This window comes from Bacillus sp. UNC125MFCrub1.1 (genome assembly GCF_000701305.1).
Classification (GTDB): Bacteria; Bacillota; Bacilli; order Bacillales; family Bacillaceae; genus Bacillus; species Bacillus altitudinis.
The window spans coordinates 822,558-839,798 of sequence record NZ_KL370769.1; the positions used below are offsets into that span (position 1 = coordinate 822,558).

Annotated in this window: 20 protein-coding genes, 2 riboswitches and 1 other annotated feature; of the genes, 6 read left to right on the forward strand and 14 right to left on the reverse strand. The window is 40.9% G+C overall.

Annotation, left to right across the window (positions count from 1 at the left end; genetic code table 11):
* From N521_RS16930 to N521_RS16945, 4 genes are all read right to left on the reverse strand, one after another.
* Complete coding sequence (locus N521_RS16930; RefSeq protein WP_008346174.1) at positions 1-1,350, reverse strand: sensor histidine kinase; 1,350 nt, start codon at positions 1,348-1,350, stop codon at positions 1-3.
* A gap of 3 nt (positions 1,351-1,353) precedes the next feature.
* The gene (locus N521_RS16935) at positions 1,354-2,040 is read right to left on the reverse strand and encodes a response regulator transcription factor (RefSeq protein ID WP_008346176.1); all 687 of its coding nucleotides are present in this window, start codon (positions 2,038-2,040) and stop codon (positions 1,354-1,356) included.
* 199 nt (positions 2,041-2,239) lie between these two features.
* Entirely contained in the window at positions 2,240-2,443 is a 204-nt protein-coding gene (locus N521_RS16940) for a helix-turn-helix transcriptional regulator (RefSeq protein WP_008346178.1), read from the reverse strand.
* A 1-nt stretch (position 2,444) separates the two neighbouring features.
* Positions 2,445-2,747 (reverse strand): hypothetical protein, encoded by a 303-nt coding sequence (locus N521_RS16945; RefSeq protein ID WP_035392292.1) that lies wholly within the window; start codon positions 2,745-2,747, stop codon positions 2,445-2,447.
* Between the two features lie 460 nt (positions 2,748-3,207).
* On the opposite strand from N521_RS16945, the gene N521_RS16950 reads away from it, so the two are divergent.
* From N521_RS16950 to N521_RS16960, 3 genes are all read left to right on the forward strand, one after another.
* Positions 3,208-4,167 (forward strand): S8 family peptidase, encoded by a 960-nt coding sequence (locus tag N521_RS16950; RefSeq protein WP_007498796.1) that lies wholly within the window; start codon positions 3,208-3,210, stop codon positions 4,165-4,167.
* 112 nt (positions 4,168-4,279) lie between these two features.
* A riboswitch (cobalamin riboswitch) is annotated at positions 4,280-4,472 on the forward strand.
* 156 nt (positions 4,473-4,628) lie between these two features.
* Positions 4,629-6,917, forward strand: coding sequence for a 5-methyltetrahydropteroyltriglutamate--homocysteine S-methyltransferase (gene metE / locus N521_RS16955; protein WP_035392295.1), 2,289 nt, complete (start codon positions 4,629-4,631; stop codon positions 6,915-6,917).
* A gap of 142 nt (positions 6,918-7,059) precedes the next feature.
* The gene (locus N521_RS16960) at positions 7,060-7,530 is read left to right on the forward strand and encodes a guanine deaminase (protein ID WP_008346184.1); all 471 of its coding nucleotides are present in this window, start codon (positions 7,060-7,062) and stop codon (positions 7,528-7,530) included.
* Positions 7,531-7,603: 73 nt separating this feature from the next.
* Here N521_RS16960 and N521_RS16965 read toward each other — a convergent pair whose 3' ends face one another.
* Positions 7,604-8,023: an organic hydroperoxide resistance protein OhrB gene (locus N521_RS16965; protein WP_008346186.1), complete on the reverse strand. Its 420-nt coding sequence runs from the start codon at positions 8,021-8,023 to the stop codon at positions 7,604-7,606.
* Between the two features lie 161 nt (positions 8,024-8,184).
* On the opposite strand from N521_RS16965, the gene N521_RS16970 reads away from it, so the two are divergent.
* Positions 8,185-8,631 carry a MarR family winged helix-turn-helix transcriptional regulator gene (locus N521_RS16970; RefSeq protein ID WP_008346188.1) on the forward strand — a complete coding sequence of 149 codons (447 nt, stop codon included), beginning with the start codon at positions 8,185-8,187 and terminating at the stop codon, positions 8,629-8,631.
* A gap of 33 nt (positions 8,632-8,664) precedes the next feature.
* Here N521_RS16970 and N521_RS16975 read toward each other — a convergent pair whose 3' ends face one another.
* The 6 genes from N521_RS16975 to purU all read right to left on the reverse strand — a co-directional run bounded on the left by N521_RS16975 (position 8,665) and on the right by purU (position 14,240).
* On the reverse strand, positions 8,665-9,093 hold the full coding sequence (locus tag N521_RS16975) for an organic hydroperoxide resistance protein (RefSeq protein ID WP_017367099.1): 429 nt from the start codon (positions 9,091-9,093) through the stop codon (positions 8,665-8,667).
* 182 nt (positions 9,094-9,275) lie between these two features.
* Positions 9,276-9,410, reverse strand: coding sequence for a hypothetical protein (locus tag N521_RS16980; protein ID WP_008346190.1), 135 nt, complete (start codon positions 9,408-9,410; stop codon positions 9,276-9,278).
* On the reverse strand, positions 9,400-10,536 hold the full coding sequence (locus N521_RS16985; protein WP_008346192.1) for a response regulator aspartate phosphatase: 1,137 nt from the start codon (positions 10,534-10,536) through the stop codon (positions 9,400-9,402). Before N521_RS16985 ends, N521_RS16980 begins: the two co-directional genes overlap by 11 nt.
* Positions 10,537-10,661: 125 nt before the next feature.
* Complete coding sequence (locus N521_RS16990; protein WP_035392298.1) at positions 10,662-11,909, reverse strand: glutamate-5-semialdehyde dehydrogenase; 1,248 nt, start codon at positions 11,907-11,909, stop codon at positions 10,662-10,664.
* Positions 11,910-11,921: 12 nt separating this feature from the next.
* On the reverse strand, positions 11,922-13,019 hold the full coding sequence (proB, locus tag N521_RS16995; RefSeq protein WP_035392650.1) for a glutamate 5-kinase: 1,098 nt from the start codon (positions 13,017-13,019) through the stop codon (positions 11,922-11,924).
* 56 nt (positions 13,020-13,075) lie between these two features.
* Positions 13,076-13,294 (reverse strand) — a binding site (T-box leader).
* A gap of 43 nt (positions 13,295-13,337) precedes the next feature.
* Complete coding sequence (gene purU, locus N521_RS17000) at positions 13,338-14,240, reverse strand: formyltetrahydrofolate deformylase (RefSeq protein ID WP_007498809.1); 903 nt, start codon at positions 14,238-14,240, stop codon at positions 13,338-13,340.
* A gap of 163 nt (positions 14,241-14,403) precedes the next feature.
* Between purU and N521_RS17005 the strand changes: the two genes are divergently transcribed.
* Positions 14,404-14,589 (forward strand): hypothetical protein, encoded by a 186-nt coding sequence (locus N521_RS17005; protein ID WP_024719622.1) that lies wholly within the window; start codon positions 14,404-14,406, stop codon positions 14,587-14,589.
* A gap of 33 nt (positions 14,590-14,622) precedes the next feature.
* Here N521_RS17005 and N521_RS17010 read toward each other — a convergent pair whose 3' ends face one another.
* Together N521_RS17010 and N521_RS17015 are read right to left on the reverse strand one after the other, a co-directional pair.
* Complete coding sequence (locus N521_RS17010; RefSeq protein ID WP_017359126.1) at positions 14,623-14,937, reverse strand: DMT family transporter; 315 nt, start codon at positions 14,935-14,937, stop codon at positions 14,623-14,625.
* Positions 14,934-15,263, reverse strand: a complete 330-nt coding sequence (locus tag N521_RS17015) for a DMT family transporter (protein ID WP_024719620.1) — start codon at positions 15,261-15,263, stop codon at positions 14,934-14,936. Before N521_RS17015 ends, N521_RS17010 begins: the two co-directional genes overlap by 4 nt.
* A gap of 66 nt (positions 15,264-15,329) precedes the next feature.
* Positions 15,330-15,441: riboswitch (guanidine-I (ykkC/yxkD leader) on the reverse strand.
* Positions 15,442-15,640: 199 nt separating this feature from the next.
* Between N521_RS17015 and N521_RS17020 the strand changes: the two genes are divergently transcribed.
* Positions 15,641-16,699, forward strand: a complete 1,059-nt coding sequence (locus tag N521_RS17020; RefSeq protein WP_035392301.1) for a bifunctional transcriptional activator/DNA repair enzyme AdaA — start codon at positions 15,641-15,643, stop codon at positions 16,697-16,699.
* Here N521_RS17020 and N521_RS17025 read toward each other — a convergent pair.
* Entirely contained in the window at positions 16,694-17,239 is a 546-nt protein-coding gene (locus tag N521_RS17025; protein ID WP_035392303.1) for a GNAT family N-acetyltransferase, read from the reverse strand. The genes N521_RS17020 and N521_RS17025 overlap by 6 nt on opposite strands.
* Positions 17,240-17,241 lie beyond the last annotated feature (2 nt).

Here is a 17,241-nt window from a genome sequence, read left to right on the forward strand (position 1 = left end):
TTATTTCTGAAAAAGAATGGTCATCACGGTTCCTTCACCGATACGGCTGTCTACCTTTAGCTCAGCCCCATGCTCTTCAGCAATTTGCTTCGCAATTGACAGGCCAAGTCCAGTCCCGCCCGTCTCACTGTTTCTCGCTTCATCCACACGGAAAAAGCGGTCAAAGATTTTCGGCAGATCCTCTTCTTTTATGCCAATTCCTTTGTCAACAACCGAAATAAACGGTTTCTCTCCTGCTCGTCCGCAGTTCACATCAACTGGCTCTGCACTATATTTAACCGCATTATCAATCAAGATGGTCAAAAGCTGTTTGATCTTCTCTTCGTCCCCTTCAGCAATAACAGGCTGATCTGTTTGTACATGAGTAAGGATGGTTCGATTTGTTGCCACTTCAAGTGTATGGCCAACTTGGCTGCACAAATGACCAAGATCAACCGGCTTCATGTCCAAGTAAAGCGGCTGCCCATTTTTCGCCAGTGTGAGTAGTTGATCTGTCAGCCTTTTCATTTTTTTTGCCTCATCATGAATGGCTTGAGAGGATTCTTCTACGACCTCTGGCCGGCTTTGCCCCCAGCGTTTTAGTAAATTGCTGTAGCTCATGATGACGGTAATGGGTGTTTTCAATTCATGTGAAGCATCGTGCAAAAATTGCTGCTCTTTCTCATAATGTTTCTCAAGAATTTCGGCCATTTCATTAAAGGTTTGACCCATTTGATACAGTTCATCCTTTGAATCGCCTGTTAATTCAATTCGTTTAAATGCCTTTTCTCTCATACTTGCTTTCATCGTATTGGTCATTCGACTAATTGGGCGGACAATTTGTTTCGTTAAAATGTGGCCTGCAAAATAAGAAAGCACAATAAACAAAACGCCAGCAGCAATTAAAATCATTTTTAATAACGCCAAGTTCTCTTCTGTATTTTCAATTTCTTCATAAACTTGCAGCGACACAATGTCCCCATTTGTCCAAATGACAGGGATAGCCGCGAACGCAATCATATGCTTATTGTATTCTTGAATTTCTGCTGTCTGACCAGATTCGTATGTAAAAGGAAGTGAGCTAAACGTAGATTCCTTCGTGACGGTCAGCTTTGATTCACCTTTCTCTGTGACGACACGGATCATACCATTTTGAGGCAGATACGCTTTCAGAAGCTCTGAAGATGGAAGGCCCTCTTCTTCTGACTTCTTTAGTGCAATCGCAATATTTTCAGCTACTTCTGACAGTCTGGACATATCTTTTTGCGTCAAGGTCATCGAAAAAATAAAATAAATCGCTGTATGAAACAGCAGCACCATTAAAAACAAGGACAACGATGTATAAAGCTGGATCTTATTTTTTAATCTCATGCTTTATCCTTTCATCACATAACCCACACCTCTCACTGTGTGAATCAATTGTTTTTCAAACGGGTAATCGATTTTTTTCCTTAAATAGCGAATATAGACATCAACCACGTTCGTGTCACCAAAATAATCAAAACCCCAAACAGCTGTTAAAAGCTGATCTCTTGTGAGCACTTGCTGTTGATGTTTCAATAAATGAACAAGCAGGTCATATTCTCTCGGTGTCAGCTCAAGCGTCTGACCGCCTCTTTGAATTTCTCTTGTTTTCTCATTCACCGTTAAATCTGCAATACTTAGCTCAATTTCCTTTTCCTCTTGCGCATTGTGATTGAACCTCAGCTGTGCACGAATTCGCGCTAATAATTCTTCTATGTCAAAGGGTTTTGTAATATAATCGTTTGCCCCAAGATCAAGACCGCTGACCTTATCGGGAACACTTCCTCTTGCGGTAATTAAAATGATCGGTGTTGCCGTATTTGTCTTTCGAACCCTTCTAAGCACTTCAAGTCCGCTTAATTCTGGGAGCATGACATCTAGAAGCACTAAATCAAAACTCTCCTCCTCGAGCGCCTGGAGCCCTTTCATCCCTGTATCTTGGACTGTGACCTCATATCCTTCATATTCAAGTTCTAATGACAGCACTCTTGCAATTTTCTTTTCATCTTCGACCACGAGTATCTTCCCTTTGTTCATCTCTATCTCTCCTATCTAAAAGGCAAGCTTGTCTTTCCATTATTATATGTTGCCTTTCTCCATTGGAACAGTCACAATCTTCATATCTTATTTTTCATGAATGAGGAATTGTTATGTAATCTGGTTGATTTTTATTTTCAGCTGATCCTTTCACATTACACAAATCAACAAAAAAAGCCTCTTTTCTGAGGCTGGTCCCTTACTTCTTTTTAGGTTGACTGACAAAAAGCTCATCTACAGTCGTATTCAAAACAGAGGCGATGTCAAAGGCTAATTGTAAAGTAGGGTCGTACTTATCGTTTTCAATGGCATTGATGGTTTGTCTCGAGACCTTACACCGTTTAGCAAGTTCTTCTTGGGATAATTTAATGGATTTCCTTAGTTCTCTTATATGATTTTGCAATTTAATCACCATATTTTTTTCTGTATATGAGTAATGTAACTAAATAAATGACCGAAATCACAGTTAGGAACATGATGGGAGAAATCCCAAACCCCTTATCAGAATGGTTCCCTTGGATCGTTAAAAATATGGACTGTGCGACTTCTAATATAAGCATACCAATGACCACCATAAATGCATACGATTGCGCTTTTGAGTAGATAAATCTCTTTCTTTCATCACCCTTTTGAATCATAGGCGCGATAAAGATGAATAGTCCGACCACTAATAAGATGACTGAATACACAACTTTTACAACATCCAACGGTTAGTCCCCTCCCAATCAAAATGTCAAATACTTTTGACATTTTGATTATATCATCCGCTTAAAAAATGTCAAATACTTTTTACATTCTATATTCTTTCGATCATTATAATGAAAAAACAATGATCTGCACATGGCATGTACCTTTTTCTTTTCTGTCATCCTCTATCTCCTTATATGATTGTTTTTTCGATCCGCCTTTTTTAGTTCTTTTCACCCATTTTCATCTGTACAGGTGCAAGCTCACTATGCAGCATTTGCTTCTTTTTCATATGATACTAAGAGTTTTCTTCAAAAGGTGACTTCTTTCGGCAAGATATGAGGAGAACTGCACAATAAATAATTATTTGATTATTTGAAAAATTATTACAATTGACCCTTTCCGATCAAACATTTGTTTTATACAATAACATTACGCAACCTGAATCTACTTTGAAAACAAAATAAGGAGGGCTTTCTTATGAAAGGTGAAATTCGCTTAATTCCGTATGAAGTAAAAGCCAATGTGATGGAAGCGAAAGAGACGCCGGAAAGTATTCAGGAGATTAAAGCACCCGAACTTTGGTCAAGTGGCTTCAAAGGAAAAGGCATAACCATTGCTGTCCTTGATACAGGTTGCGACACGGAGCATCCCGATTTAAAAGATCAGATTATCGGAGGAAAAAACTTTACCGATGATGACAATGGAGATGCTGAGAATGTAAAAGACTACAACGGGCATGGTACCCATGTATCAGGAACGATTGCAGCAACGGATCAAAATGGCGGCATTTTAGGTGTTGCCCCTGAAGCCAAGCTGTTGATCGTGAAAGTTCTTGGAGGGAAAAATGGCAGCGGGAAATACGAATGGATTATCAATGGCATTAACTATGCGGTTGAGCAGAAGGTTGATATTATTTCCATGTCTCTCGGTGGGCCAAGCAATGAACCAGAACTGCAAAAGGCCATCCAACATGCGGTAAGCAGCGGTGTGCTTGTTGTCTGCGCAGCAGGAAATGAAGGTGACGGAGACGAGCGTACTGAAGAGTTCTCCTACCCAGCTGCATACAACGAGGTCATTGCCGTCGGCTCTGTCTCTCTTGCAAGAGAATCCTCTGAATTCTCCAATGCGAATAAAGAAATCGACCTCGTCGCTCCAGGTGAAGACATTTTATCTACTCTCCCTAACCATAAATACGGAAGACTAACAGGCACTTCCATGGCTGCCCCTCATGTGAGCGGTGCACTCGCCATTATTAAAAATGCCGAAGAAGAAGCGTTCCAGCGTAAGCTGACAGAACCTGAGGTATATGCTCAGCTCGTAAGGAGAACCCTTCCGCTAAAACAATCGAAAACCCTTGTAGGAAATGGTTTTTTATATTTAACTGCACCAGATGTGCTTCTTGAGAAAACATTAGAAGCAGAACTTTTGTCTCTATAGGTACATGTTAGGTCCTGAGAAAAGATAGAATTTTCTCAGGATTTTTTTAATTAAAATTATTCAAAATTTACTTTGACGAAATGAAGTGAACGTTATATAATCGAACACAATAAATTCATAGTTTGAGAGTCGGTAATTCGATCACACGTCGAATTTTAATTGGGAAGACCGGTGAAAATCCGGCGCGGTCCCGCCACTGTAAGTGAGGAGAGCTTTTCGTTAATCATCCACTGTCGTAAAGATGGGAAGGATGAAAAGCTTGCAGATTCACGAGCCAGGATACCAGCCGCTCTATCACATCAAACCCCCTACGGTTGATAGGAGATGTCGGAAAAGCGTTCGTCATTGATACTTACGCCTTCTTTCGCACACACATTTTGTCTTTTTAAACCAGACATTTGCCCTCATCAATCTTGACCATGAGTGTAAGTGTCTTTTTATATTTAGAGGAGGAATTGGAATTGACAATTGTTAAAACAAGTAATCTAGGTTTCCCGCGAATTGGTTTAAACAGAGAATGGAAAAAAGCACTTGAGTCTTATTGGAAAGGTCAAACTGACCGAGAAACCCTCTTAAGCACACTCGATGAACAATTTTTAGCCGCTATTAAAACTCAAATTGATCAACAAATTGACGTTGTTCCTTCTGGCGACTTCACCTTCTATGATCACGTGCTGGATACTGCCGTTATGTTCAATTGGATTCCAGAGCGCTTCCGCAGCTTGAAAGACCCGCTAGATACATACTTTGCGATGGCAAGAGGAACAAAAGATGCTGTCTCAAGTGAAATGACAAAATGGTTTAATACAAACTATCACTACATCGTTCCAGAATATGAAAAAAGCACAGAATTCAAACTCACACATAACAAACCGCTTGAAGCATACGAAAAGGTGAAAAAAGCGTTTGGTGTTGAAACAAAACCTGTCGTTCTTGGCCTTTATACATTTGTCGCACTTTCTAAAGGCTATGAAGCCAATGAAGTGAAAGAGATTCAGCAACGCCTAGTGCCGCTTTATACTCAGTTGTTAAAAGAGCTTGAAGAAGCCGGTGTAAAATGGGTTCAAATTGATGAGCCTGCTTTAGTCACAGCTTCAAGTGAAGACGTGAAAGCAGTAAAAGCCATCTATCAAACGATTAAAGAAGCTGTACCTGCCTTAAACGTTCTCCTTCAAACATACTTTGACTCAGTAGATGCCTATGAAGAGCTTGTCACGTATCCTGTTGAAGCCATCGGTCTTGATTTTGTCCATGATCAAGGACGAAACCTTGAACAATTGAAAAAACACGGCTTCCCAAAAGATAAAATTTTAGCAGCCGGTATCATCGACGGCAGAAATATTTGGAGATCAGATCTAGGAGAAAGATTATCGTTTATTTCTGAAGTGATTGCTGACGTGCAGCCAAAAGAAGTATGGCTACAGCCTTCAAGCAGCCTGCTACATGTACCAGTTGCAAAACATCCGAGCGAACAGCTTGAAGAAAAACTATTAAACGGACTTTCTTATGCCACTGAAAAGCTGGCTGAATTAACGCTATTAAAAGAAGGCTTATCAAAAGGAGCAGCTGCCATTGATGCAGACATCCATGCAGCAAATGAAGCACTTCTGACGTTAAAAGAATTCGCGAAAGGAACGAATGCGGACCTGACAGCAGAGCGCAACAGCCTTTCATCAAAAGATTTTAAACGTCCAGTTGCTTTTGCAGAACGACTACGCATTCAAAATGAATCTCTTGAACTGCCGCTTCTTCCAACCACAACAATCGGAAGCTTCCCTCAGTCAGCTGAGGTGCGCAGTGCTCGTCAAAAATGGCGCAAAAATGAGTGGACAGATGCAGAGTATGATGAATTTATTAAAAAAGAAACAAAAAGATGGATTGATATTCAAGAAGAGATTGGCCTAGATGTACTCGTTCATGGAGAATTTGAACGTACAGACATGGTTGAATACTTCGGTGAAAAACTCGCTGGATTTGCCTTTACAAAATTCGCTTGGGTTCAATCTTATGGATCACGATGCGTAAAGCCGCCGATCATTTATGGAGATGTAGAATTTACAGAGCCAATGACAGTGAAAGAGACGGTTTACGCTCAAAGCTTAACGGAGAAAAAAGTCAAAGGAATGCTGACAGGGCCTGTCACGATCTTAAACTGGTCTTTCCCAAGAACAGATATCTCTCGTAAAGACATTGCCTTCCAAATCGCTTTTGCTTTACGCAAAGAGGTAGAAGCGTTAGAAGCAGCGGGTATTCAAGTGATTCAAGTGGATGAACCTGCGCTAAGAGAAGGTCTTCCTTTAAAAGAGAGTGATTGGGCAGCATACTTAAACTGGGCAGCAGAGTCATTCCGTCTATCGACATCGTCTGTTCAAAATGAAACGCAAATTCATACACATATGTGCTACAGCAACTTCGAGGATATTGTTGATACGATTGAAGACCTTGATGCAGACGTGATTACGATTGAACATTCACGCAGTCATGGCGGGTTCCTCGATTATTTAGAAAAACACCCGTATTTGAAAGGCCTTGGACTTGGGGTATATGACATCCACAGCCCGCGCGTTCCAGCTGTTGAAGAAATGAGTAAAATCATTGATGATGCACTGAACGTCTGTCCGACAGATCGCTTCTGGGTCAACCCTGACTGTGGACTGAAAACAAGACAAGAACCTGAAACCATTGCTGCTTTGAAAAACATGGTGACAGCTGCTGAAGTCGCTCGTAAAAAGCTAGCGCAGCACGCATAATTAACTCACTCTTCCCCTGCTGAACATTTGGCAGGGGTTTTTTATCCGTAAATTGTCCTGTTCGATCTCCTCCTACAATGATTCCTTTTCTATCATGATTCGTTTATACTAGAGAAGTCAGTCGAACAAAGGGAGGAAGACAATGAATCACGAAGCTTTTTTACAACGCGCAATTGATCTTGCAGTAGAAGGAGTAAATAGTGGCACAGGCGGCCCTTTTGGAGCGGTCATTGTCAAAGACGGTCAGATTATAGCAGAGGGAAGCAACAATGTCACAACGAGTAATGATCCAACCGCACATGCAGAAGTGACAGCCATTCGAAAGGCGTGCCAAACACTACATACATACCAATTAGAAGACTGTATTTTGTATACAAGCTGTGAGCCTTGTCCAATGTGTCTTGGAGCTATCTATTGGGCTAGACCAAAGGCCGTATATTTTGCCGCTGGACATAAGGATGCAGCGACTTCTGGTTTTGATGACTCCTTTATTTATGAAGAAATCAACAAAGAATACGAATCAAGAAACATTCCATTTTACCAGCTGACCCTTCAAAAAACCCTTGCTCCATTTGAAGCATGGGACACATACGACAAAAAGAAAGAATATTAAAAAAAGACACCTGCTCCACAGCAGGTGTCAGTAGATTGTTGAGAAAGGGCTAAATTTTAGCCCTTTTTTCTTTTCATGATTCCGCCACTTCAAGCTCTACTTCGATGTTTCCTCTTGTTGCTTTTGAATATGGACAGAATTCATGTGCAGCCTCAACAAGCTCTTTCGCTTTGTCATGGTCAAGCCCTTTAGCGGAAACAATCAGCTTCACGCCAAGTTTAAAACCGCCATCACTTTCATCTTTTAATAGACTGACATGTCCTTCTACTTCTGATTCAATTTCGACACCTTGCTTCTTGGCGACTTGTTCAAGCGCCCCTCCGAAGCAGGCCGCATAACCCGCTGCAAATAATTGCTCAGGATTCGTACCAGTTTCTCCATCTTTCTTTGCGTTTGGCATCACAATGTTGTGGTCAAGCACACCATCATCAGAACGAACATGTCCTGCTCTTCCGTGCTGTGCTTTTACTTTTGCAGTAAATAATGGTTTCATCTTGATCTCCTCCTTCTTCTACTTATACCTTTCACGTTCTATTCGTTGCTCAAACATTTATGGCACATTGAAGAATTTTTCATTTTTAGTCTGTATTTATTTTAAAAAGGAAGAAAATCTTATACAATGATAAGTATGACAAAAAATAGTTGGTGACAGATATGACAAATGAATTTGAACATATGAAGCTGGAAAATCAGCTTTGTTTCTTGTTATATGCAAGTTCAAGAGAAATGACGAAGCAGTATAAACCATTATTAGAAGAGTTAAATATCACATACCCGCAATATTTGGCACTGCTTTTGTTATGGGAGCATGGGACATTAAATGTGAAAACAATGGGAGAGCTTTTATATTTAGACTCCGGTACACTCACACCTATGCTAAAACGAATGGAACAAAATGGACTCATCATCCGCGAACGTTCGAAAGAGGATGAGCGTTCGGTCCAAATTCGTTTAACAGAATACGGAGAAGCTTTACAAGAGAAGGCCACTTCGATTCCATTTCAAATGCTGTCTGGAACAGGCAGATCAGAAGAAGAGCTGAAAACACTTCGCGCTTCTTTACATGAGCTTTTGCAAAAATTAACACAATCAAAAGGCTGAGGGAATATTCCCTCAGCCTTTTTTTGATGTCTATTATTGAGCGACAGCTACTAATTCTACTTCAATGTTTCCTTGCGTTGCTTTTGAGTATGGGCAAACGCCGTGTGCTTTATGAACAAGTTCATCAAGTGCAGATTGCTCAATTCCAGTTCCTTTTACTTCTAATTTGACACCTAGTTTGAAACCGCCGTCTGAACTGTCTTTGACTAAGCTTACATGTGCCGTTACTTCACTTTCAAAACGGATACGCTCTTGTCTTGCGACCATTTGAAGGGCTGAATCAAAACATGCAGAATAGCCCGCTGCGAATAATTGCTCTGGATTCGTTGCTTTCTCAAGCTTTTTCGCTCTTGGCGTTCCTGGCATTGCTACATCATGCTCTAGTACACCATCTGTTGACACAACCTTACCTTCTCTTCCTCCTACAGCTGATACCGTTGCAGTAAATAAAACTTCTGACATGAATATAACCCTCTTTCGCTCTAATAATATTTTCTACAATTGAATTGTACACAATCTAAATTCAAGAGTCAATGAAAAACACTCACTTTCATCTTTCCTCCTTTTTTTATTTTTATGAATGTACATCGCACGATGATGGAACCAATCAAGGCAATAAAAAAAAGCCCTTTAAAAAGGGCTTTTTAGATCGTGATATGCTGCGGATTCGGTTTTTCTAGCGTATGGTTTCTGTTATCGGGGTCGGCATTAGGTGATGTGATCCATAATGCCAAGATCGTGATGCTTGTACAGACGACTGCCCATTTTTTAAAATTCATATAAACAATCCCCTCTCTGAATATAGATACGAGCATGTTCCGCTTCCCCATAGAACATGGAAGATTTTTCATAATCCTCCATTTCATTATAATACTTTGCGGTGTCTAAAGCCAGCTCTTCTATATCTGGATATGCATAGGAAGATTCTAAAAAATGGAAAATTCGTTTAATATGCTCTGCATCTTGTCGTAAGTACAACGCTTCTAAAAAAATGGTCTTCTGAATATGAATGTCATCCTGCAGAGCTTCTGCTCGTTTCATACATTCTTCTCTGTAATATAATGCTTCATTGTTTTTACCTTGTTTGTATAAGATCTGAGCGGCTGTATAAAGAGGGTCTATCGATCGACGAAGATGATCAGATTGGTTTTGATCAAATAATGAGATGGATTCTTTCATTAAGTCGAGTGCGCGGTTCAAGTCTCCCATTCTGTAATAACTGTTGCCCATATTAAACAAAGAAGAAGCAATAAAACGCACATTCTGAAAGTCTCTTGATCTTGCAAGTGCTCTTTCGAGATGTGGCAATGCCTTTTCATGCCTTCTCATATCATCATAATTACCGGCTACAATAAATTCACACTGAATGGTACGAAGCGCATATAGTTCGTGCTGAATATAGACATCCAGCGCTAGTTTGGCATGGTGCATCGAAATGTGTGTTTGTTTCATGTGATAATATATTTCTGACATTTTAAAATGAAATTCTGCACGTTCAATATCGTCGGATACAAAAGAAAGCTTATGCTCTGCCTTTTGATAGGACGATATGGCAGCAATGTACTCTCTCCGGCCGAACTCATACATGCCTCTGAAGAAATGATAGTAATATTCAAGCATGCCTGTGACATGCGTTTGATGCTCATCTATTTCTTTCGAAAGCTCGGAAAAGTTGGCGCGAAGCTTTCCTTCCTTTAATGGCTTTAAATAATCGAGCATGACCTCATGCCTGAATTCCATTAAAGAAAAATAGAGAAGCAAATTCTGATCTTCTTCCATTGAATCAAGAGAGGTGCGAATTTCCTGCTTTAACTGTTCTGCTTGTTCTGAATCAAATCTGCGGATTAATTCATACCACTTGTTGATTTTCACTCCAATATCCGAAGAGGGAATGATTTTCGCCATACGTTGCCTTCTCCAATCTTCTCAAAATATAAAACATTACCATATTTTATCATACTTGACCGAAGAAATACAAAAATGAAAGGAAAAAGAGAGCCTTGTGCGATAAGACTCTCTTTTTGGATGGGTTATTCTCTTATTTGTCCTTGACCACGAATGACAAATTTTTCAGAGGTTAGGGCTGGCAGACCCATTGGTCCTCTAGCATGCAATTTTTGTGTGCTAATGCCGATTTCCGCTCCGTAGCCAAATTCAAAGCCATCTGTAAACCGGGTAGATGCATTATGATACACAGCGGCAGCATCAACGGCTGTTAAGAAAAGTGCCGCATGCTGGTCGTTTTCCGTAATGATCGCTTCAGAATGCTTAGAGCTATACATTTGAATATGCTGTATCGCCTCTTCCATGGTCTTGACGGTTTTAATACTGACAATCGGCGCTAAAAATTCCGTTTCAAAATCAGTGGTCGTCGCTAATGTGGCACTCGGTGCAATTGCACATACTGCTTCATCGCCCCGTATCTCTACACCATGTGTCTGAAGTGCTTCAAAGAGCGAAGCGCCATGTTCTTTTGCCCATGTTTCATGAATGACAATGCTCTCAATGGCATTACAAACAGATGGTCTTTGTGTTTTCGCATTCAGAACAATTTGTTCAGCCATTTCTTTTTGGGCTGTTTCATCAATGTAAATATGACAATTCCCTGCACCCGTCTCAAGTACTGGAACAGTAGACTCTCTCACAACAAGATCAATTAAATGTTTCCCTCCGCGTGGAATCAGGACATCTAGATAGTCATTTAAAGTGAACAGGGTTTTAGCCGTCTCACGGCCTGTATCTTCAATCAATTGTACACTGTCTACTGGAATATCCGTTGGTTGCAACGCTTCATGAATGACTTTCACAATCGCTTTATTACTATGAATGGCCGATGAACTTCCTCGAAGAATCACAGCATTTCCAGTTTTCAAGCAAAGAGTGGCCGCATCGACTGTCACGTTTGGTCTTGCTTCGTAAATCATCCCAACCGTTCCAAGAGGCACACGTACTTTTTCAATGAAAAGCCCGTTTTCTTTTTGAATGGTTTCTAATGTTTCACCAATTGGGTCTTTGAGCTGAATGAGTTGATGCGTAGCGTCTGCAATCGCTTCAATTCTCTCTTCTGTTAATGTAATTCTGTCGATCACAGATGGCGTGAACTCTTTGTCTATAGCCGCCTGAACATCCTTATGGTTCTCGGCAATTAAATACGCTGAAGATGCTTTTAATGCTTTTGCAATAGCGTCTAATGCAGCATTCTTTTGTTCAGTTGTTTTTAATAGCAGCTGATCTTTGGCTGCGCTTGCCTTTTTTGCTTTTTCTAGAACTTCATTCATCGTTTTCCCTCCTCAGTTTTGTACGTGCTGAACCCAGTGATCTCGGTGAATGACTTCAGGTTTTTCATGAGAAAGCTCATGACTTCGCATCCCTTTAATGCCAAGAAGCTCATCTGAATCATACAATGTTTGTCCTTTACCGACTAAACCATTTGGACCAACAACTTCGACGACCTCTCCTTTAGAAAATTCACCAGCTACATCAATGACACCAGCTGGAAGAAGACTCCTTCCATTATGCAAAATCGCCGCCTCTGCTCCCGCATCAATCATGATCTTTCCAGAGACTGGTGAGTGGAATTGAATCCATTGGCGACGGTTATTGACTGATGATAAGTCTTGTTCACCAATATATGTGCCGTCCCCTTGACCAGCGAGAATGTGAAGAAGCTTGTCTTCCCCTGTACCTGTGCCAATGAAGACTTTAACGCCAAGGGAGAGAGCTGTTTGTGCAGCTGAAAGCTTAGATTTCATCCCGCCTGTTCCAACCTTTGAACCCGTACTCTTCGCATATGAGAACAATTCATCTGAGATGTGAGTCAGCACATCAAACCGCTTCGCATCAGGATTCTCACTTGGATTGGCATCATAAATTCCGTTGATATCTGTTAAAATGATCAATTGGTCTGCATGAATTAAGCCACTGACCAGTGCTGATAACATGTCATTATCACCAAAGGTAAGCTCCTCGATGGACACAGAATCATTTTCATTAATGATCGGTAAAATTTTTCTTTCGAGCAGTTCCATCATCGTTGCGTAAGCATTTCGATATCTTGTACGATCTGAAAAGTCATTACGTGTTAAAAGCATTTGTGCAGGCGTCATCTGAAACTGTGAAAATAGTTCTGTATATTTCTGCATTAACAAGCCTTGACCAACAGCAGCAGCAGCCTGCTTCCCTTTTAAGGTCACAGGTCTTGACGGATATCCTAAACTGCCAAATCCCGCCGCAACGGCACCTGACGAAATGAGAATGATTTCATGTCCTGCCTCTTTTAGCTTTGCAATGGCTTTGACATGATCCTGCATTTTTTGTTCATCAATGGCTCCCTTTTGCTCTGTTAATGAACTGCTACCAATTTTTATGACGATCCTTTGCTTTTTCATCATTGATTCCCTCCGCTATACCTTTCACCACATAAAAAATCCCTTTTTCTCCTTATGTAAAGGACGAAAAAGGGATTTTCCGTGGTACCACCTTCATTGAATAAGCATACGTTTGCTTATTCCACTCAACTCCTGTAACGCCAGGCATGCGCTTAGATTTTTCCTCTAAGGCTCAAAGGGTAGGTTCAGCAGCTGTCTGTGGCAAATGTTTCAGCGTGTCATTTGCTCTCTTTACACAGCAGGTCCTGCTTACTATTCCTTCTCAACGCTCGTTAATTTTTTTATATTATCACCAATTGCTTCAGAAAAGTCAAGCGGTCAATTAAACACAATCGTTTTATTCTCATGGACAATGATTCGATCTTCCAGATGCCATTTGACAGCTCGGGCAAGCACACTGCGCTCAATCGTGCGGCCAATATTTTTTAATGCCTCTGCATCATCTCTATGATCTACCCGCTCAATATCCTGTTCAATGATTGGCCCTTCGTCTAAATCATTGGTGACATAATGGGAAGTCGCGCCAATTAATTTGACTCCCCGCTCGTATGCCCGCTTGTATGGGTTTGCACCGATAAACGCTGGCAGGAAGGAATGATGAATATTAATGATTTTGTTCGGGTGCTGTTCGATAAAGGCTGGCGTCAAAATTTGCATGTATCTCGCAAGCACAACCGCATCAATATCATATTCTTCTAATAAGGCAAGCTGTTGTTTTTCTGCATCTTGGCGAATGTCTTTATTTGCCTTCACGAAGTGGAATGGAATGCCGAGTGCTTCGACTGTATCTTTTGCCGTTTCATGATTGCTGATGACAACCGCTATTTCAGCCATTAAATTACCGCTTTGCCATTCCCATAAAAGTTCATGTAAACAATGAAGCTCTTTGGACACAAAGATTGCCAGCTTTTTTAGATCACTTGCACGCGACATGCTCCATGTCATGTGAAATGATTGCGCAATTGGCTCAAAACTGCTTTTCAATTGATCTAAGTTGGCAGAAATGTCTTTCCAATCAAATTCAATTCTTAAAAAGAACCGGCCGCTCTCATGATCTGTTGTGTATTGACTAGATTCAATGATGTTTGCTCCATGTTCAAATAAAAAAGTAGAAACAGCTGACACAATACCAGGCTGATCCGGGCAGCTGACTAAAAGCCTTCCTTTTTGCTCATGCTTTTGTCTGTGTAATTCAAGTTTCTCTGTAATCAATGTTCTCATGTCTTATGACCTCATTTACGTTTTTCATTCTAATGAAATATTATACTGGACTGGAAACAGAAAAAGCAATTAAGTGGCGTATTTTTTATTGAATATTCATTCAATTCTGCACCTGGCGTGATATAATATGAATAGACCTTTTATCACAAAAGGAGTGATGGAGATGAAAAGCATGACTTTGTTTGGTAAAGTGAGCTTTTGGCTCGGCATCGTATGTCTCATCACGGGCATTTATCTATTTATGACCGGAGAAAGACTCATTCCTTTACTTACATTTGGTGTATGTTTTCTGCTTGTGAGTCAGCTTTACCGCAAAAATGAAAACGATTCCAATCATCATTCGATGTAGAAAAAAGGCTGGCACATGTTTGCCAGCCTTTTCTTATTCAATGATTTTTAACCCGACCGCTGCTGATAAAATGAGTGCGATAAATAAAATACGTTTTGCGTCTTTCGACTCACCATAAAACAGCATTCCGACAATCGCTCCTCCAGCTGCTCCGATTCCTGTCCAAATCGCATACGCCGTTCCCATCGGAATTGTATTCATCGCAAGAGACAGCATCAGAAAGGAAAGCGAAAAGCCAGCTGCTATGAAGAAAATCCATTTGACATGGCGATCTTTCTGGAATTGATTCATCATGGTGACACAAAGCATTTCTAAGATGCCTGCCCCAATGAGTAAAAGCCAGCTCACGATTCAGCCTCCCCTTTCTTTTCACCTGTGGTCAATTTGAGTCCTAATACACCGCTTAAAAGGACCATGATCAAAAGTAATTTTACTAGCTGTACCGGCTCACCCATGACCATCCCTACTATGACCGTACCTGCTGTTCCAAGTCCGGTGAAAACGGCGTAAAGTGTGCCAACTGGAAGTACCGTCGTGGCTTTCAGGAGTAGATAAAAGCTGACGACAATACAAACGATGGTTGCGCTCCATTCCAATATAGAGCCAGCATATTTCAACCCCATTACCCAGCCGACTTCAAATACGGCTGCAATCAAAACATTTCCCCATTTCATTCGATCTCTTCCTTTCTTACCGATTCCAAGCAATAAAAAAAGCCCGGAAATCGATCGTTTGATCAAATCTCCCGGGCTTTTATCCCTCCGTGTCCATACGGCCCATTCTTAGAGGACCCTATGTGTTTTCTCTCGGTCCAGACTGCGCTGCCCGCACGGAACCCTAGAAAACCAATTCATGATAATCAGATCTAGCATAGAGCCGATTCTGTATGAAAAAGTGTATCACACCCTGATATGCCGGTCTACCACTTTGCTTTTCCCCTTCAAATATACTTGTTCATTTTTCGAAAGAAAGTGGATGAAAGCGAAGTATACTAAATGTTAGAAAGAGGAACGACCACATCACTGATATAATAAAACAAGAGGTGGATCAAATGATGATGACCGACGAACAAAAACACGAATTTTATCAAGCACTTGTTGATAAGAATCCGCAATATGATGGCACGTTTTTTGCTGGTATTAAAACAACCGGCATCTTCTGCCATGCCACATGCACTGCTAGAAAACCAAAATATGAGAACTGCGAGTTTTTCTTTACAGCAGAGGAGGCGCTGCTTGCAGGGTATCGGCCGTGTAAGCGATGCACGCCTTTAACATATCCTAACAGCATTCCAGAAGAAGTCAAAACACTTGTATCAGCAGTTGAAGAGAGTCCTGAGAAACGGTGGAAAGAAGAAGATTTTCGCCAATTAGGGATTCACTCTGCAACAGCTCGGAGAAAATTTAAAGACATCTATGGAATGACCTTTGTTCAATATGCTAGATCACGCCGAATGGGACTAGCGTTTAAAGAGATTCTAAACGGAAAAAAAGTCATTGATCAGCAAGTCACCTTCGGTTACGAGTCTTCCAGTGCCTTCAATGATGCCTTTACGAAAATCATGGGAAATCCACCCAAAAAGGCGCAAGTCAATATTTTGCATGCGAATTTTATTTCTACTCCGATTGGGCGGATGATGAGCATTTCAAATGCAACCCATGTATATTTGCTTGAATTTATGGACAGGCGAGGATTAGAAAGAGAAATTGAGAACATCAGAAAAAAACATCATGCCCGTATTTTAGTTGGAGAAACAAACGTCCATCAGCAATTAGCAAAGGAATTGGCCTTATATTTTGAAAAGAAACTCACGCAGTTTACTGTGCCACTTGCTATACATGGCACCCCTTTTCAGAAAAAGGTATGGGATCTTCTCTTACAGATTCCGCCAGGCGAAACGAGATCGTATCGAGATCTTGCCATCATGCTTGGCGATCCCCATTTGGTTCGGGCAGTTGGAAATGCAAATGGTGCCAATCAGTTGGCCATCATCATTCCTTGTCACCGAGTCATTCAAACAAACGGTGAACTTGGCGGATATGGCGGGGGAATCGAACGAAAGAAATATTTACTTCAGTTAGAACAAAAGAAAAAGCGGCTCTCCTTATGATTCAAGTGAGCCGCTTTTTCCGTCACGAGTAACACTGTAAACATCAATCATTTGATCCCATTTTGAAATGGTTTTTTCTTTTTTCATTCCCATTTTCATTGCGACCTTGACTGACGCTTCATTGTCAGGGCGAATTAAGCTAACCATTCGCCTCACCTTCATTTCGTCAAAACCATACGCAAGACAGCCTTTTGCAGCCTCAACAGCATATCCTTTTCCCCAAGCCGATCTCTTTAGCATATAGCCAATTTCAAGCTCTGTTTGTCCTTCGACGTTTTGGAGAACAATTCCGCTTTGTCCAAGTGGTTCTTTCGTTTCTTTTTCTTCAATGATCCACAGGGATGTATGATACGTGCGGTCATTCTTTTGATTCCAAGCAATCCACTCTTTTGTCTGCTCTTCATCCTTTAGTGAAGGATAATACTTCATGACCTCTTCATCTTGGAACAGCTTTTCATATAAAAAAGGCGCATCGTCTTCATCCATTGTTCTCAGTCTGAGACGCTCTGTTTCAAGCACGATCCGTGTTTGATATGCCATTT

What these genes read in the sequence shown, in the direction of transcription:
- N521_RS16990 (WP_035392298.1), bottom strand. Translation starts at nt 11,909, where the DNA reads ATGAATGAAGTTCTAGAAAAAGCAAAAAAGGCAAGCGCAGCCAAAGAT.
- N521_RS17020 (WP_035392301.1), top strand. Translation starts at nt 15,641, where the DNA reads ATGATGATGACCGACGAACAAAAACACGAATTTTATCAAGCACTTGTT.
- N521_RS17025 (WP_035392303.1), bottom strand. Translation starts at nt 17,239, where the DNA reads ATGGCATATCAAACACGGATCGTGCTTGAAACAGAGCGTCTCAGACTG.
- N521_RS16985 (WP_008346192.1), bottom strand. Translation starts at nt 10,536, where the DNA reads ATGGCGAAAATCATTCCCTCTTCGGATATTGGAGTGAAAATCAACAAG.
- N521_RS16975 (WP_017367099.1), bottom strand. Translation starts at nt 9,093, where the DNA reads ATGTCAGAAGTTTTATTTACTGCAACGGTATCAGCTGTAGGAGGAAGA.
- N521_RS16970 (WP_008346188.1), top strand. Translation starts at nt 8,185, where the DNA reads ATGACAAATGAATTTGAACATATGAAGCTGGAAAATCAGCTTTGTTTC.
- purU (WP_007498809.1), bottom strand. Translation starts at nt 14,240, where the DNA reads ATGAGAACATTGATTACAGAGAAACTTGAATTACACAGACAAAAGCAT.
- proB (WP_035392650.1), bottom strand. Translation starts at nt 13,019, where the DNA reads ATGAAAAAGCAAAGGATCGTCATAAAAATTGGTAGCAGTTCATTAACA.
- N521_RS16980 (WP_008346190.1), bottom strand. Translation starts at nt 9,410, where the DNA reads ATGAATTTTAAAAAATGGGCAGTCGTCTGTACAAGCATCACGATCTTG.
- N521_RS16930 (WP_008346174.1), bottom strand. Translation starts at nt 1,350, where the DNA reads ATGAGATTAAAAAATAAGATCCAGCTTTATACATCGTTGTCCTTGTTT.
- N521_RS16935 (WP_008346176.1), bottom strand. Translation starts at nt 2,040, where the DNA reads ATGAACAAAGGGAAGATACTCGTGGTCGAAGATGAAAAGAAAATTGCA.
- N521_RS16950 (WP_007498796.1), top strand. Translation starts at nt 3,208, where the DNA reads ATGAAAGGTGAAATTCGCTTAATTCCGTATGAAGTAAAAGCCAATGTG.
- N521_RS17015 (WP_024719620.1), bottom strand. Translation starts at nt 15,263, where the DNA reads ATGAAATGGGGAAATGTTTTGATTGCAGCCGTATTTGAAGTCGGCTGG.
- N521_RS16965 (WP_008346186.1), bottom strand. Translation starts at nt 8,023, where the DNA reads ATGAAACCATTATTTACTGCAAAAGTAAAAGCACAGCACGGAAGAGCA.
- N521_RS17005 (WP_024719622.1), top strand. Translation starts at nt 14,404, where the DNA reads ATGAAAAGCATGACTTTGTTTGGTAAAGTGAGCTTTTGGCTCGGCATC.
- N521_RS16960 (WP_008346184.1), top strand. Translation starts at nt 7,060, where the DNA reads ATGAATCACGAAGCTTTTTTACAACGCGCAATTGATCTTGCAGTAGAA.